This window comes from Pseudoalteromonas sp. 23_GOM-1509m, assembly GCF_000518425.1.
Lineage (GTDB): Bacteria > Pseudomonadota > Gammaproteobacteria > Enterobacterales > Alteromonadaceae > Pseudoalteromonas > Pseudoalteromonas tetraodonis.
In genome coordinates, this window is the sequence record NZ_KI912433.1 from 350369 (window position 1) to 366032 (window position 15664).

Genomic DNA, 15664 nt, shown 5'->3' on the forward strand with positions numbered 1-15664 from the left:
TTAGATATAAGTTGTTAACCTTTTGTTCAGGTTAATTTAAGTATCGGCCAAAATCACTAAAAAGTTAGAAAATATTTACTTTATTTTGATTTATAATAACAGGATGCAAAAATAAGCGAAAAAAACCTTAAACATCCTCTGAAAATGCCGCTAAGGTACACTTATTACCCATCTTATAAAAAAACAAACACAACTGCGCCGCCTGTTGTTGATTTTTTAGCGGGCCTGCTACAACACTATAAAAGGTACTTGATTCTTTTTGTTGCTCATTAATGCGGTATTGCAAAATACTGTTTAATTGAGGGTATTGCTCTTTTAGTCGCTGCACTTGCCTTTTGGCTCCGTTAGAAATTAAATAACGTCCAATTTGCACACCGTACATTGCTTTGTTTGTACTGGTAGTGTTATCAGCTAAAGCGGTTTCTGATGAGTGTTGTAACGATTGCTTAGAGCCATACTCAACACGTTTAACTTTCTCTTTCATCGGCTCTGGTACGGTATCAATATCTGTTTGTGCAGAAAGCGCTTGAATCAATAACGATAAGTCTTCTTCCATGGTGCTTAAGCGCGCTATTTGCTCTTTGTTGTTATCCCATTGCTCTAGGTAAGGCTTTATATCTTTTTCACGCACAAGCTTATCACTTTGTGGATCGGTAGGCATTAGCTGGTTGCTGCAACCAGCTAATGCAAATGGTATTAATAATGTTATTAAATGAAGTTTCACTTTAGGCACCCATTACAAAAGACTAGCTATCTAAAGCTATTATGCAATAAAAGCGCCAAGTAATACTGTTTTATAACCTGATTGGTCCGTCAGTGTAGTTACTCACAAAACAGTCAACTTTATAAAATTTAAATACTTCGCAATCATCCTCTGCACTTTTAAAGTTAAAATACTCACCTAATTTTAGTCGATAATAGGTTTTGTTATTAACCTTTGCTTTTTCAATATTTGTCGTGATTTTGTCCTTAAACAAAGGCGCTGCTTTTTTGTTAATTTGCTTCCATTCTTTAGCAACACTCTCTTGTGAATCGAGTGACGCAACCTGCAATGCAAATACTTTTTTGTTGGTATCAACCATTGCCACTTTTGTTAGCTTCGATGTTTGAGGGAATACTTTTTTCTTCACGATTGAGTTCGTTGCTTTCGCAGGCAAACTAACAGCGCGCTTACTGTAGCTTTTTGAAGGGGCTGTAATCATTTTTGTAGGCACGCTAGCATAGCGACTACTGTGTCGCTGATTGTATGGAGCGTCCCCTTTAGAGGATTTTGCGTAGCGATTACTATACCTTTGCCTTGGTCGTTCAACTTTATCTGAGGTGCTTGCGTAATTATTACCATACCTAAGATTTGGCGGCGCCTTTGTGTTTATTACTGAGCGAGCATAACGATTGCTAACAGCCTGATTAGATTGCGCTATTGCTTTACTGTTAATAATATCCAGGTTATCAACTAAATATGTGAGCTCACGTTCTAACTTTAATAGCCGCTCTATGCCAGAGCGTGCTTGCTGCCATTGCAAGGCGGCATCTTTTAGTTGAGCAAGCTCAAGTGCAGTGATAGTTACATATTCAGGTGAATCTTTAACTTGTTCATTTAATGATGTTTTATCAGGCGATATCGTACAACCAGTACTTAATAACAACAGTAATACGACTAACAGATATCGGTGATACTTTTTGCTGTATTCACACATTGATTGTTTCTCTTTCAATAGTTTAGACCGCTCAATTAAGTCAATTTTCAATTGAATCAATAAAGCACGTTAACAACAAAACAACTTGGGTTAACATAAAGATTACAACACAATGTTAAATATGTCTGTATAACTGCAAAAATAGTGATAATTTAAAATACTAAAAAAGCTATTTTACAATCAAAAAAAGCGCCATATAGGCGCTTCTAATAATGATAAGTTTATTTAAATTAACGTTTTAATAAACGTTTTAAGCTCACCGGCGAATTCATCACGACGAAGAGCAAATTCAATGGTTGCTTTTAAATAACCAATTTTACTGCCACAATCATGGCTTCGGCCTTTCATTGCGTAGGCATCTACTTTTTCATCTTGCATAAGCATGGCTATTGCATCTGTTAGCTGAATTTCATCACCAGCACCTTGAGGGGTTTTAGCCAGTAATGGCCAAATATTTTTACTCAACACGTAACGACCAACCACAGCAAGGTTTGAAGGTGCCTCGTCAACGGGTGGTTTTTCTACCATGCTTTGAATGGGTGAGCTTTCACCTTGGTTTAACTCAACATCACCTAAATCCACAACACCAAATTTATCTACGTCATCTTTAGGGACTGGCTCAACCATAATTTGACTGTGTTTAGTTTGCTCAAAGCGAGTAATCATTTCAGCTAAGTTGTCTTTTGTTAGGTCACTTTCTACATCATCAATAATAACGTCGGGTAAAATAACCACAAAAGGTTCATTGCCAATAATAGGGGCGGCACAGTTAATAGCATGGCCTAGGCCTTTTGCTTCACCTTGACGTACGTGAATAATGGTCACATCTTTAGGGCAAATAGACTGTATTTCGGCAAGTAATTGCCGCTTTACACGTTTCTCTAACGTTGCCTCTAGTTCAAAGCTGGTATCAAAATGGTTTTCAATCGAGTTTTTACTCGAATGCGTTACTAGCACTATCTCTTTAATACCAGCGGCAACCGCTTCGCTAACAACGTATTGAATGAGTGGACGGTCTACAACGGGCAGCATTTCTTTTGGAATTGCTTTAGTTGCCGGTAACATACGTGTTCCAAGGCCGGCTACGGGGATCACTGCTTTCATTATGCTCTCCTTATTTTTTAAACTGAAAATGGGTATTGAATAGCCTCGTGGCATTGATAACCAACCACCTCAAAATCATCACGTGTTACCCATGTTTCTATATCTTCGAGCGACTTAATCTCTGGGTTAATTTTTAATTGAGGAGAAGCAAATGGCTCGCGCTTTAATTGCACATCTCGCATTAAATCTAGCTGATTTTCGTAAATGTGGGCATTGGTGATTTTATGATATGCCTTACCTGCTTTGTGGCCAGTAATTTGTGCAACCAGTGCCAATAAAACAAAACATTGAATTTGATTAAAGTTTAGACCTAGCGGTACATCACAACTTCGTTGGTACGAGGTTAAATACAGGGTATCGCCTAGTAATGAAAAGGTATGTGTATGCATGCATGGGCGCAAGCAGCCAAGCTCAAACTCACCTGGGTTGTAAAAGGTAATAATTTCGCCGCGATCATCAATGCCATTTTTTAAATTATTGATGACCTTTGCAAGTTGATCCAGTGTTGAACCATCAGGGCGTTGCCAGCCTCGTCCTTGCACGCCATAAACGCGCCCCATATCATCCTCACCTTTACGATTAGGATTATTAAGCCAGGCACTATTTTCATTGGCGTTAGCATCCCAGGTTTTACAGCCTATGCTACGAAACTGCTCAGCACTGTCATAACCTCTTAAATAACCTAATAACTCAGCAATAGCCGCTTTGTAATAGCTTTTTCGCGTGGTGATCATTGGGAACTGATTATTAGCCACATCGTATTCTAAATCAGCGTTTATAACCGTTAAACAACGTGTACCGGTACGCTTGTTTTCAACCCATTTTCCTTGGTCAACAATGCGCTGACATAATTCTAAATATTGTTTCATCTAACTTCTTCTTTTAAGCTTTTGCCGCTGTTTTTGATTGTGGTTGTTTATAGGCCCAAATAAGTAAGCCTAACCCACCAATTATCATTGGTAACGATAGAATTTGCCCCATAGAGATAAAGTCGGCAAATAGCCCCAATTGCGCATCTGGTTGGCGAAAATATTCAATACAAAATCTAAATATGCCGTAACCCAGTAAAAACAAACCCGACACACTTCCCGCAGGACGTGGACGCTTAATAAACCACAATAATATGACAAACAATACAAGCCCTTCAAAAAAAGCTTCGTAAAGTTGTGAAGGGTGGCGTGCAAGCGGGCCTCCAGTTGGAAACACCATTGCCCACGGAACATCAGTGGTACGCCCCCATAACTCGCCGTTAATAAAGTTACCTATACGTCCAGCCAGTAAACCAACAGGCACTAAAGGTGCTACAAAATCACCGACTTGTAATAACGATTTTTTACGCTTGTAAGCAAAAATAGCAATTGCAGTGATCACCCCCAGTGTCCCACCATGAAACGACATGCCACCTTGGTCTATTCTAAACAAATATAAGGGGTTTTCGATAAAATAGCTAAATTGATAAAACAGAACATAACCAATACGCCCACCTAATATAACGCCCAGCATGCCGTAAAAGAGTAAATCGCTGACCTCGTCTTTAGTCCAACCTGAACCGGACTTACTAGCTTGGCGATTCGCAAACCACATCGCAAACGCAAAACCAATTAAGTACATTAATCCATACCAACGAACGCTAAGTGGCCCAATAGAAAAAATTATTGGATCAATTTGAGGAAACTCCAGTGCCATAAAAATAAACCTTTAGCTAAAAACCATTTTAATAGCGATGATAACAAGTAACATCGCGAAAACTTTCTTAATTGTATTCACAGGTAAGTAATGCGTTGCTTTGGCGCCTATTGGCGCTATAAACCATGAGGTAACAACAATCCCTAACAATGCAGGTAAATAAACAAATCCCATAAAACCATGCGCTAAGTCAGTTACTTGCCAACCGGCGCTGACATAACCAATAGAGCCAAAAAAGGCAATTACAATACCACATGCAGCAGCGCAACCAATTGCCTTTTTAATATCAACCGAAAAATAGTGCAACATAGGCACAAGTAATGCGCCACCGCCAATCCCAATCAACCCAGATAGTGCCCCCATTATCGCACTAATACTTCCTAGCACGGGGCCTGCAGGCATCGGGTGACCTACGCTCACTTTATTACGGGCAGAAAGCACCATTCTCATAGCAATAAAAACCACACTCACTGCGAACACGGTTCGTAACATTTTCTCAGGTATAAAGCTGGCAGCAAAGCCGCTAATCAAGGCGCCAATGGCCACACCCGACATTACCCAAGGGGCAATTTTCCAAGGCACATTATCATTTTTATGATGAGCTAACGCTGAAGAAGTCGAGGTAAATAAAATAGAGGCTAAAGATGTCGCAATAGCGATAACTAATACATGATCGGCAGCGGCCACATTAAAACCCAGTAACAAGCTCGTTAGCACCGGCACAATGATTAAACCACCGCCTATGCCTAGAAGTCCTGCTAAAAAACCAACAATGCAACCTAATAACGCACAACTTGCAACTAGAAGTCCTAGTTCATACATAGTTATCTCTAATACATTTAAGAATATGTATATTTTAATTGATTATATAAACAATAACAGCTCTATCATTTAGGTGTATAAAATAAATTACCTAGCTGATGCTCTATCATAAAATTACGGGTTAAACGCAACACTTGTTTAGCATTGGGCTGTGCTAAACACTCGCTCAGTAATTGTTCCATGTCGCTAACATTTAAGCGCCTAAGCACCCATCTCACTTTATTTAACGACGATAAGTTCATACTTAAACGTCTATAGCCCATGGCAATGAGTAATATTGCTCCCTCGGGATCGCCGCCAAGCTCACCACATAAACTAAAGGGCAATTCATAGTGCTCACATTCGCTGGCAATATTATTTAATACACGTAACACAGCTGGATGATAAGGATTGAATAAATCGGCCACACGGGCATTTGCTCTATCTACCGCTAATAAATACTGAGTTAAATCGTTACTACCCACTGAGCAAAAATCGACTTTTCTAGACCACTCTGGCAGCATAAATACACTTGAAGGTACCTCAAGCATAATGCCAATATCTGGCTTTTCTATTAGTTGCTCAGGAAATGTTTCGCTTAACTCATAATAGGCTTGGTTATACAGTGCCAGCGACTCTTCAACTTCATCAGTGCCACTGATCATAGGCAGCATTATTTTTAAATTACCTAAGCCAATATTCGCTTTGAGCATGGCTTTGAGCTGATCTAAAAAAAGCTCAGGATGATCTAGGCTAATTCTAATACCACGCCATCCTAAAAACGGGTTTTCTTCTGTAATATTAAAATAATCTAAAACTTTGTCGCCACCAATATCTAACGTTCGCATAACTACGGGGTTAGGGTAATAGCTACTGAGTACTTCGCGATACCATTTTTCTTGTTCTTGTTGCGATGGAAACTGCCCTTTTTGCATAAACCACGCTTCGGTTCTGTAAAGACCAACACCATCACAAATATGGGCACTATTTTGTTGCGTATTAAGTTCAAGCCCAGCGTTGAGCAATAAACTAATATGCTCCCCATCCAAGGTAATTGCAGGCAGTGATTGCTCTTCTAAAAAACGATTGTTGAGTAAGTTATCTTGATGTTGTAACTCGGTATACTCATCAATAAGCATTTGCGAAGGCGAAATATATAAACGCCCAGCAAAAGCATCTAAAATCATTTCTTTGTTATCAAACTGCAGTAACGGTAAATCTTCAATACCCCAAATTGCAGGCACCCCCATTGCTCGCGTTAAAATAGAGGCATGGCTATTAGCTGAACCATTAATGCTTACCACACCTGCTAAACGCTCATTTGGCACTTCGGCTAACATCGCAGGAGTTAATGTGTGAGCGATGAGGATTGTGTTTTCAGGGTAGTCTTTTATTGCATGTTCGGTATTCACTAAGTGATGAAGCACCCGTAAGCCAATGTCTTTAACATCAACCGCACGCTCTTTAATGTAAGGGTCTTGCATTTCATTAAACTGCGCAACTAAACGTTCAATCACAATTTTTAATGCACTTTTTGCACACCAACCTTCTTGTAATTGTGCCTCTACATTATGACCTAAGCTTTTAGCATCCAATAATTGCTGATACACATCAAACACCGCCAACGCTTCTTGCGGTATAGTATCGCTTAATGTCATCGATAAGGTGCTAAATTCCTTGCGCGTTGCAGCAACCGCTTGCGTGAATAAACGGCGTTGTTCATTCACATCACTATTTTTAGTAAGCTCTATGGACTTAAAATTAAGTTTAGGAATAACAACAAAGGCTTTACCAATACTAATGCCTGGCGCACTAGACACCCCTTTTAAAACCGATGTTTGATGAGACGACTCATCTTGGCGCAATACTTCTTTTATTTCGGCATGCGCAAGCTGTGAAGCTAACTGCGCTGAGAGCGTAATTAAAAACGACTCTTCATCTTGAGAAAATACTCGAGCCATTTTCTGTTGCACAACAATAACGCCTAATACCTTTTTTTGATGAACAACAGGCACAGACAAAAAAGCGTTGTAGCCTTCTTCGTTGACTTCTGGGGAGAGTTTAAAGCGAGGATGCGATTTAGCAAACGCAATGTTAATCGCCTCTTCGCGCTGAGCAACTAGCCCAACAAGTCCTTCAGTAAAGCCAATTCTAAATTTACCCACCGCATCGGGGTTTAACCCTTCGCTGGCCATTAGTACAAAGTTATCTTGACTGTAATCGGCAAAATAAATGGAGCAGCACTGGGTATTCATGGCATCTTTTACCATTTTCACAAAGCACACTAACGCATCGTCTAAATTCGCTTGTTGCGAAACAGACTCAGCTATCGATCTGAGTGTTGCCAGCATACACTGCTCCTTTTTATGTAAAACTACCTTTTGCTTCGCCAATTGTCTTTTTGTTGCTCTCGCTTATTGAAGGGCATAGCAAAAGGAGCAAACTCTTTCATAACACGTCGATAAACATCCCGTTTAAACGATACTACCTGCCTTACTGGATACCAATAACTCACCCACCGCCAATCATCAAATTCAGGATGGTGCGTTTTTAGTAAATTTACATCTTCATCTTTACAGCGTAACTTCAGTAAAAACCATTTTTGTTTTTGCCCAATACACACCGGACTTGAGTCGCGGCGGATTAATCGTTTGGGTAATTTATAGCGTAACCAATGTTTTGAGCTTGCAACTATTTCTACATCTTCTGGTCGCAAACCTACTTCTTCGTGTAATTCACGGTACATAGTTTGTTCTGGTGTTTCACCATCATCAACACCGCCTTGGGGAAATTGCCAAGAATGTTGACCATAGCGTCTGGCCCAAAACACTTGCCCCTGATTATTGCAAATTACAATTCCGACATTGGCACGAAAACCTTCGGCATCAATCACCTTAGTGCCTCATTTGTAAGTCGATTTTTTATGATTGTTCCACATTAGCTGCAATACGGCAAATACTATTACGTACAAGCCCCGTTAACGTCCTCGGTTAAGGCAAATTAATAGCGAAATCCATTGCATGTGAATAACAAACAACACTGCCATGTATAAATACATAAAAACCACACTGTTTGTGCTGGTTACTCACAGCTTGTGCATAACTTTTGTAAAACACGCTCATTTAGCAAACAAATCCACAATACAAGATCTAAAAAGTGATGTTCTCCACAGAATCTGTGGATAAACATGTTTATACATCTGTATTTATCCTTACAACATTTATAGACCTTAATTAAAACTGAACACTAAAAACAAAAAAAAACAATGCAGTTCAGTTACTTAGTTAAGCTTGGCGTTTTAAAACAGTGCATAAAATTGCACCACACACAGCACGAACAAAATTCAACCAACCGCTAAAGATATCCACTAACACACTAATTTGCTATCATGGCGTTGGTATTTATTCAACTAAAATAAACAGTATGCAACCTTTAAAACCTCATTCAATCAATCAATTAATGCAACGTGTCGATGCTATTGCAGGACTCACACTAGGACAACTCGCACAGCAGTACCACTTTAAAACGCCAGATGATTTATTGCGTGAAAAAGGCTGGACAGGTCAACTGATTGAGTATGTATTAGGCGCAAGTGCTGGGTCAAAACCGCTACCCGACTTTGAGAATTTAGGCATAGAGCTCAAAACATTGCCCATTTCATATAAAGGCAAACCATTAGAAACCACGTTTGTGTCGGTTACCCCACTAATGAATGTAACTGGCATGACCTGGCACACAAGTAGCGTACGTAAAAAGTTGAATCATGTTTTATGGCTACCTATTTTAAGTGAGCGCGATATTGCTCCGTTTGATAGAACCATAGGCAGTGGCTTTTTGTGGCAACCCTCCCCCGCGCAAGATGCGCAATTACAGCGTGACTGGGAAGAGCAAATGGAGCTTATAGCGCTTGGTCGGGTAGATGAAATATCAGGGTATTTAGGCGACGCCATGCAAATACGGCCAAAAGCCGCTAATAGCCATATTGTTACCGATGCCATAGGCCCAAACGGGAAAATAATTAAAACCCTGCCGCGTGGCTTTTACTTAAAAACTAGTTTTACAAAAGAGATATTAAAACAGCAGTTTCAGTTGTAATAAGTCTTAGGTTCTCTCTTTAAACAAACTGCAGCTTCACTATGGACAGCCCTTCCCATTACTTTATAACACGCATAAAAAATCCCCGCATAAGCGAGGATTTTTATAATTTTAAACAAATTAAAGAATTACTGACCTTTAACTTCTTTTAAACCATTGTACGGTGCTTTAGCGCCTAATTGCTCTTCAATACGAAGCAATTGGTTGTACTTAGCAACACGGTCTGAACGGCTTAATGAACCTGTTTTGATCTGGCCTGCAGCTGTACCAACCGCTAAATCAGCAATGGTTGCATCTTCAGTTTCACCAGAGCGATGAGAAATAACCACTGTAAAACCAGCATCTTTCGCCATTTTGATTGCCGCTAACGTTTCTGTTAGTGAACCAATTTGGTTAAATTTAATTAAGATTGAGTTAGCAATACCATTGTCGATACCACGTTTTAAAATCTTAGTATTGGTTACGAATAAGTCATCACCCACTAATTGAACTTTATCGCCCATTAGTTTAGTTTGATGTGCAAAGCCATCCCAATCAGACTCATCTAAGCCATCTTCAATTGATACAATTGGGTATTGCTCAGTTAAGTCTTTTAAGAAGTAGTTAAACTCTTCAGAGGTAAACTTTTTACCTTCACCTTTAAGGTCGTAGATATTTGCTTCTTTGTCATAAAACTCAGAGGCAGCACAATCAAGTGCAAGGGTAATATCTTTACCAAGCTCATAACCGGCATTTGCAACAGCCACTTTAATTGCTGCAAGTGCTGCTTCGTTTGATGCAAGGTTTGGTGCAAAACCGCCTTCGTCACCAACAGCTGTTGAATGACCATCTGCTTTAAGCACTTTTGCAAGGCTGTGAAATACTTCAGCACCCATACGCAATGCTTCACGGAAATTAGCAGCACCAACTGGCTGAACCATAAATTCTTGAATATCTACTGAGTTATCAGCGTGCTCACCGCCGTTGATGATGTTCATCATTGGTAGTGGCATAGAGTAAACACCTGGCGTGCCATTTAAGTCAGCAATGTGCTCGTATAGCTCTACTTTTTTAGATTGTGCAGCCGCTTTTGCGTTAGCAAGTGAAACCGCTAAAATAGCATTAGCACCTAGTTTTTCTTTATTTTCAGTACCATCTAAATCAAGCATTACTTGGTCTACATCACTTTGAGCAAGTGCATTTTGACCTTTTAAAGCCGCTGCAATTTCATTATTAATGAAACCTACCGCTTTTAATACGCCTTTACCTAAATAACGAGTTTTATCACCATCACGTAATTCTAATGCTTCGCGAGTTCCTGTAGATGCACCTGATGGTGCAGCAGCACGGCCCCATGAACCATCAGCTAAATATACCTCAGCTTCTACAGTTGGGTTACCACGCGAGTCCATAATTTCACGACCGATTACTTTTACGATTTCTGACATCTTGATTCCTCTATATTCCCAAAATGGTGAGTACGGCTAACCTAGGCCAGCCTTAGAAACAAAAAAGGCCGCGCAATATGCACAGCCTTTTTTAAATTACGAAGACGCTTTTTGGTAGGTATGAGCCGCAGCTACAAACCCTTCAAATAGCGGATGACCATCGCGTGGCGTTGAAGTGAATTCCGGGTGGAATTGCGCTGCAATAAACCAAGGGTGATCTTTATTTTCAATAATCTCTACTAGCTTTTTATCTTCAGATAAACCAGTAAAGCTTAAACCTGCTTGTTCAAGCTGTGCAACGAAGTTGTTATTAACTTCGTAACGGTGACGGTGACGTTCAACAATTTCGTCACTGCCGTACACTTCGTGTACTTTAGAGCCAGGCGTTAAATGGCATTTTTGTGCGCCTAAACGCATTGTGCCACCTAAATCAGACTTTTCATCACGTACTTCTACGTTACCCTCAGCGTCTAGCCACTCAGTGATTAAACCAACCACTGGAGCCTCTGAGTTTGCATTAAATTCCGTTGAGTTTGCATCAACTAAACCGGCAACATTTCGTGCGTATTCAATAAGCGCAACCTGCATACCTAAACAAATACCTAAGTAAGGCACTTTGTTTTCACGAGCATATTTAGCCGCTAAAATCTTACCTTCAACACCACGACCACCAAAACCACCTGGCACTAAAATAGCATCTAAGCGAGAAAGAATATCCGTTCCTTTAGTTTCTAAGTCTTGTGAATCAACGTATTGAATATTAATAGTTAAACGATTTTTTAGTCCCGCATGTTTTAATGCTTCGTTTACTGATTTGTATGCATCCGGTAATTCAATGTATTTACCAACCATACCAATTGTCACTTCACCCGTTGGGTTAGACTCTTGATACAATACTTGTTCCCACTCAGCTAAATCAGCCTCAGGCGCGTCTAAATGGAAACGACGACATACAAAGTTGTCTAACTCTTGCGACTTTAATAACGCAGGGATTTTATAAATACTGTCTACATCAGGCAGTGAAATAACGGCTTTTTCTTCAACGTTTGTGAACAATGCAATTTTTGCACGCTCGTTATTTGGCAGCTTACGGTCTGAGCGACAAATAAGAATATCTGGTTGAATACCGACTGAGCGTAACTCTTTAACTGAGTGCTGAGTTGGTTTTGTTTTCACTTCACCGGCAGGGCCTAAGAATGGCACTAGCGTTAAGTGAATAAATAGCGCACGTTCACGACCAATCTCTGTGCCCATTTGACGAATAGCTTCGATAAATGGTTGTGACTCAATATCGCCTACCGTACCACCAATTTCAACGATTGCTATATCATGGCCTTCTGCGCCATCATAAACACGTTGCTTAATATCATTAGTGATATGAGGAATAACTTGAATTGTTGCGCCAAGATATTCGCCACGTCTTTCACGACGTAGTACATCTTCATATACGCGCCCTTGCGTAAAGTTATTACGGCTGGTCATTTTGGTGCGAATAAAACGTTCGTAGTGACCTAAATCAAGGTCCGTTTCTGCGCCGTCTTCGGTAACGTATACTTCACCGTGTTGAATTGGGCTCATTGTGCCTGGGTCAACGTTGATGTAAGGATCCAGCTTTAAAATGGTAACATCTAAGCCACGGGCCTCTAAAATAGCGGCCAACGATGCTGCTGCAATACCTTTACCCAACGAAGAAACAACTCCGCCAGTAACGAAGATAAATTTTGTACTCATGCGAACCCTAGAATATCAGGAATTAAAAGGAATATAATACCCAAACAAGTGATTTTGGAATATAAACAAGACGGGGCGAAATTGTACCAAAACATAGCTAAGCAATCCAGCTAAAATTGGTAAATCTGTGCACAAAAAACAAACATTTTTTATGTCCCTATTTATTTAGTTTTTTTATCGCATCCCATGCTGCATCCATTTCCTCTAAAGACGCAGAATCAATACATTTACCCTGTGCAATTAAGTAGTTTTGTACCTTTTCAAACCGTGCAGAAAACTTATCGTTGGCACTGCGAAGCAGTTGTTCGGGGTCGCGTTTAACATGGCGCGCTACATTAACAGTAGCAAACAGCAAATCACCTAGCTCTTCTGCTGTATGATCTGAGTATGGGTCATGAGCTAAGGCTTCTTTCACTTCTTCAACCTCTTCACTCACTTTATCAATAGCACCGTGATAAGTCGGCCAATCAAACCCTAACGCAGCGACCCGTTGCTGAATTTTTTTAGCTTTTGTTAAGCTAGGTAAACTGTTTGGTATATCTTGCCAAAGTACTGAGCTTTGACCTTGGGGTTTAGCCGCACGCTCTTGTGCTTTTATTGCTTGCCACTGCGCAGCTAATTCGGCATCGGTTTTAGGTGTGTCTTGCGCTGAAAATACATGCGGATGACGACGCACCAACTTTTCATTTAACTGTGCCACTACATCGTTAAAATTAAATAATTGCTGCTCTTGTGCTAGTTGCGCATAAAACACGATTTGAAAAAGTAAGTCGCCTAACTCATTTTTTAAATCGCTTAAATTATTCGTTTCAATACAATCAGCCACTTCATAGGCTTCTTCAAGAGTATGCGGCACGATTGACGCAAACGTTTGCTTGAGATCCCAAGGGCATCCGCCCTCAGGGTTTCTCAGTGTTTGCATTATTTCCAGCAGTTGGCTTAAAGCCTCATTATTAGCCTGATTACTGCCCTCGTTTTGCACTGTGCACCCCTTCTATCTGGTGTAACTTAGAAAGCACTTTATTTGTGCCTTGTAAGTCATGCACTTCTATTTGCATCACAAAAATAGCCGTTTGAGTGCTATCAACCGTGTTGACATTCATATTGAGCACATTGACTTTTTCATTCGCCAAAGCAGAACTAATATCACGAATTAAACCAGACCGATCGCTGGCTTCAATACGAATAGTTAACGCGTAGGAGCTGCTAATATCATCTGACCAACTTACTGAAATAACGCGCTCTGGGTGCTTGTTTTTTAAATTACTAAACGAGTCACAATCCTCACGATGCACGGCAATGCCACGGCCTTGGGTAATATACCCAATAATTTCATCCCCAGGTACAGGGCGGCAACAGCGAGCAACATGGCTCATTAAACTGCCTACTCCATCAACCACAATACCGTTTTTATCGCCAGTCACTTTACTGGGCGATTTAAAGCGAATAACCGGCTCGTGCTCCGTTCTATCGGTAATAAAGTTGAGCATTTGGTTAAGGCGAATATCGCCTGCACCAATGGCGACCATTAAGTCATCAAGCTCTCTAAAGTTAAAGCGCTTTATCGCTGGGTCTAAATCTTTGTAAGTTAACTCTAACTTTTGTAATTCGTTATCAAGGATTTCTTTACCCGCACTTAAATTTTTATCGCGGTCGAGCTGTTTAAACCAATGGTGGATTTTGGCTCTAGCGCGAGACGATTTAATATAACCCAGCGACGGGTTCAACCAATCACGGCTTGGATTTGGCTGCTTTTGGGTCAGTATTTCAACCTGATCGCCGGTACTTAATTGATGAGTAAACGGCACTATTTTGCCAAATATTTTTGCACCAATACACCGATGCCCTACATTGGAGTGAATGTAGTAAGCAAAATCAAGAGGCGTTGCCCCTAGCGGTAAGTCAAAAATATCTCCACGTGGAGTAAACACATAGACCCGGTCTTCAACCACTTGGTTTTTAAGCTCTTGCGCTAAATCGCTGCCATCAACCACTTCTTCTTGCCATTGCAGTAACTTACGCAACCAGCTAATTTTTTGCTCATAGCCTGAACCACGCCCTGGTAACGCACCTTCTTTGTACATCCAATGTGCGGCAACGCCCAGCTCTGCATCTTGATGCATGTCGTGCGTTCGGATCTGAATCTCAACAGTTTTACCTTCGGGGCCAAATACTACGGTATGAATAGATTGATAGCCATTTTGTTTTGGGGTCGCAACGTAATCGTCAAATTCTTTATTTAAATGGCGCCAATTAGTGTGCACTATGCCTAGGGCACCGTAGCAATCTTGCAGGCGCTCAACCACAATTCGCATCGCGCGTATGTCAAACAGCTGATCAAACTCGTAGTTCTTTTTCGCCATTTTTTTATAAATGCTGTAGATATGTTTTGGCCTGCCGTATACCTCAGCTTTAATACCCGCTTCATGTAGGCGCTGTTTTACTTGCTCAACCATATCAGCCATATACGCTTCACGGGCAAGGCGCTTATCATCAAGTTGTTTAGCTATATTTTTATAAATATCTGGGTGTAAATAGCGAAAGGCTAAATCCTCTAGCTCCCACTTTAATTGGCCAATACCAAGGCGATTAGCAAGCGGTGCAAATATATCCGCAGTCTCTTTGGCTGCAATAACTCGTTCTTCTTCAGCCGCGTCTTTTACGTTGCGTAAATGGCACACCTGTTCGGCTAATTTAATCACCACGGCACGCACATCTTCCACCATAGCAAGCAACATACGACGAATATTATCGACCTGCACGGTGCCATTGCCTTGATGAGCTAACGTACTTATGGTGGCCATTTGCGAAACACCCGTTAATAACACCGCAACATGATTTCCTAAATGCTCTTCGACAGCGTCAATGCTCACTACATCATTTAAATAATAAGGGGTTAAATAGGCGGTGGCTAACGAGTCAGCATCTAAATTTAGCTCAACCAAAATCTCCACCATCTCTATGGCGGTATTTTGGCGTTCGCTATTATCGCAAGTTTGGCAAAGTTGCTGTGCTTTATTGAGTAAGCTAATTTTTTCCTGAGACAAATCAAGAGATTCTACGCGTGAAAAAAAGTCACCCGTTTTGTCATGTTGATGAGATTGACGTGTCGCTACCATAATG

The 15664-nt window shown here is 40.6% G+C and carries 13 protein-coding genes; 1 reads left to right on the plus strand and 12 read right to left on the minus strand.

What is annotated here, in order from left to right; genetic code table 11:
• Window positions 1–127: 127 nt before the first annotated feature.
• From N523_RS0115050 to rppH, 8 genes are all read right to left on the minus strand, one after another.
• On the minus strand, window positions 128–724 hold the full coding sequence (locus N523_RS0115050; RefSeq protein ID WP_028833962.1) for an SPOR domain-containing protein: 597 nt from the start codon (window positions 722–724) through the stop codon (window positions 128–130).
• Window positions 725–794: 70 nt separating this feature from the next.
• Window positions 795–1646 (minus strand): SPOR domain-containing protein, encoded by an 852-nt coding sequence (locus N523_RS0115055; RefSeq protein WP_197019879.1) that lies wholly within the window; start codon window positions 1644–1646, stop codon window positions 795–797.
• Between the two features lie 276 nt (window positions 1647–1922).
• On the minus strand, window positions 1923–2801 hold the full coding sequence (gene galU, locus N523_RS0115060; RefSeq protein WP_013465615.1) for a UTP--glucose-1-phosphate uridylyltransferase GalU: 879 nt from the start codon (window positions 2799–2801) through the stop codon (window positions 1923–1925).
• A 17-nt stretch (window positions 2802–2818) separates the two neighbouring features.
• Entirely contained in the window at window positions 2819–3670 is an 852-nt protein-coding gene (locus tag N523_RS0115065; protein WP_028833960.1) for a thymidylate synthase, read from the minus strand.
• 13 nt (window positions 3671–3683) lie between these two features.
• Window positions 3684–4487 carry a prolipoprotein diacylglyceryl transferase gene (gene lgt, locus N523_RS0115070; protein WP_028833959.1) on the minus strand — a complete coding sequence of 268 codons (804 nt, stop codon included), beginning with the start codon at window positions 4485–4487 and terminating at the stop codon, window positions 3684–3686.
• Between the two features lie 12 nt (window positions 4488–4499).
• A complete protein-coding gene (locus tag N523_RS0115075) occupies window positions 4500–5309 on the minus strand; it encodes a sulfite exporter TauE/SafE family protein (RefSeq protein ID WP_013465618.1) in 810 nt (269 codons plus the stop codon).
• Between the two features lie 65 nt (window positions 5310–5374).
• The gene (gene ptsP / locus N523_RS0115080; RefSeq protein ID WP_028833958.1) at window positions 5375–7639 is read right to left on the minus strand and encodes a phosphoenolpyruvate--protein phosphotransferase; all 2265 of its coding nucleotides are present in this window, start codon (window positions 7637–7639) and stop codon (window positions 5375–5377) included.
• Between the two features lie 23 nt (window positions 7640–7662).
• A complete protein-coding gene (rppH, locus tag N523_RS0115085; RefSeq protein WP_013465620.1) occupies window positions 7663–8181 on the minus strand; it encodes an RNA pyrophosphohydrolase in 519 nt (172 codons plus the stop codon).
• A 530-nt stretch (window positions 8182–8711) separates the two neighbouring features.
• Here rppH and mutH point away from each other — a divergent pair.
• A complete protein-coding gene (mutH, locus tag N523_RS0115090) occupies window positions 8712–9383 on the plus strand; it encodes a DNA mismatch repair endonuclease MutH (RefSeq protein ID WP_028833957.1) in 672 nt (223 codons plus the stop codon).
• Between the two features lie 128 nt (window positions 9384–9511).
• Here mutH and eno read toward each other — a convergent pair whose 3' ends face one another.
• The 4 genes from eno to relA form a co-directional block, all read right to left on the minus strand.
• A complete protein-coding gene (eno, locus tag N523_RS0115095; protein WP_013465624.1) occupies window positions 9512–10810 on the minus strand; it encodes a phosphopyruvate hydratase in 1299 nt (432 codons plus the stop codon).
• Window positions 10811–10906: 96 nt separating this feature from the next.
• Complete coding sequence (locus tag N523_RS0115100) at window positions 10907–12541, minus strand: CTP synthase (protein ID WP_013465625.1); 1635 nt, start codon at window positions 12539–12541, stop codon at window positions 10907–10909.
• A gap of 157 nt (window positions 12542–12698) precedes the next feature.
• Window positions 12699–13523, minus strand: a complete 825-nt coding sequence (mazG, locus tag N523_RS0115105; protein ID WP_028833956.1) for a nucleoside triphosphate pyrophosphohydrolase — start codon at window positions 13521–13523, stop codon at window positions 12699–12701.
• The gene (relA, locus tag N523_RS0115110) at window positions 13504–15660 is read right to left on the minus strand and encodes a GTP diphosphokinase (RefSeq protein WP_028833955.1); all 2157 of its coding nucleotides are present in this window, start codon (window positions 15658–15660) and stop codon (window positions 13504–13506) included. The genes mazG and relA overlap by 20 nt, the downstream gene beginning before the upstream one ends.
• Window positions 15661–15664: the final 4 nt, after the last annotated feature.

Excerpts from the sequence above, each read along its gene's own strand:
- galU (WP_013465615.1), bottom strand. The coding sequence starts at position 2,801 with ATGAAAGCAGTGATCCCCGTAGCCGGCCTTGGAACACGTATGTTACCG.
- N523_RS0115065 (WP_028833960.1), bottom strand. The coding sequence starts at position 3,670 with ATGAAACAATATTTAGAATTATGTCAGCGCATTGTTGACCAAGGAAAA.
- lgt (WP_028833959.1), bottom strand. The coding sequence starts at position 4,487 with ATGGCACTGGAGTTTCCTCAAATTGATCCAATAATTTTTTCTATTGGG.
- N523_RS0115075 (WP_013465618.1), bottom strand. The coding sequence starts at position 5,309 with ATGTATGAACTAGGACTTCTAGTTGCAAGTTGTGCGTTATTAGGTTGC.
- ptsP (WP_028833958.1), bottom strand. The coding sequence starts at position 7,639 with ATGCTGGCAACACTCAGATCGATAGCTGAGTCTGTTTCGCAACAAGCG.
- mutH (WP_028833957.1), top strand. The coding sequence starts at position 8,712 with ATGCAACCTTTAAAACCTCATTCAATCAATCAATTAATGCAACGTGTC.
- eno (WP_013465624.1), bottom strand. The coding sequence starts at position 10,810 with ATGTCAGAAATCGTAAAAGTAATCGGTCGTGAAATTATGGACTCGCGT.
- N523_RS0115100 (WP_013465625.1), bottom strand. The coding sequence starts at position 12,541 with ATGAGTACAAAATTTATCTTCGTTACTGGCGGAGTTGTTTCTTCGTTG.
- relA (WP_028833955.1), bottom strand. The coding sequence starts at position 15,660 with ATGGTAGCGACACGTCAATCTCATCAACATGACAAAACGGGTGACTTT.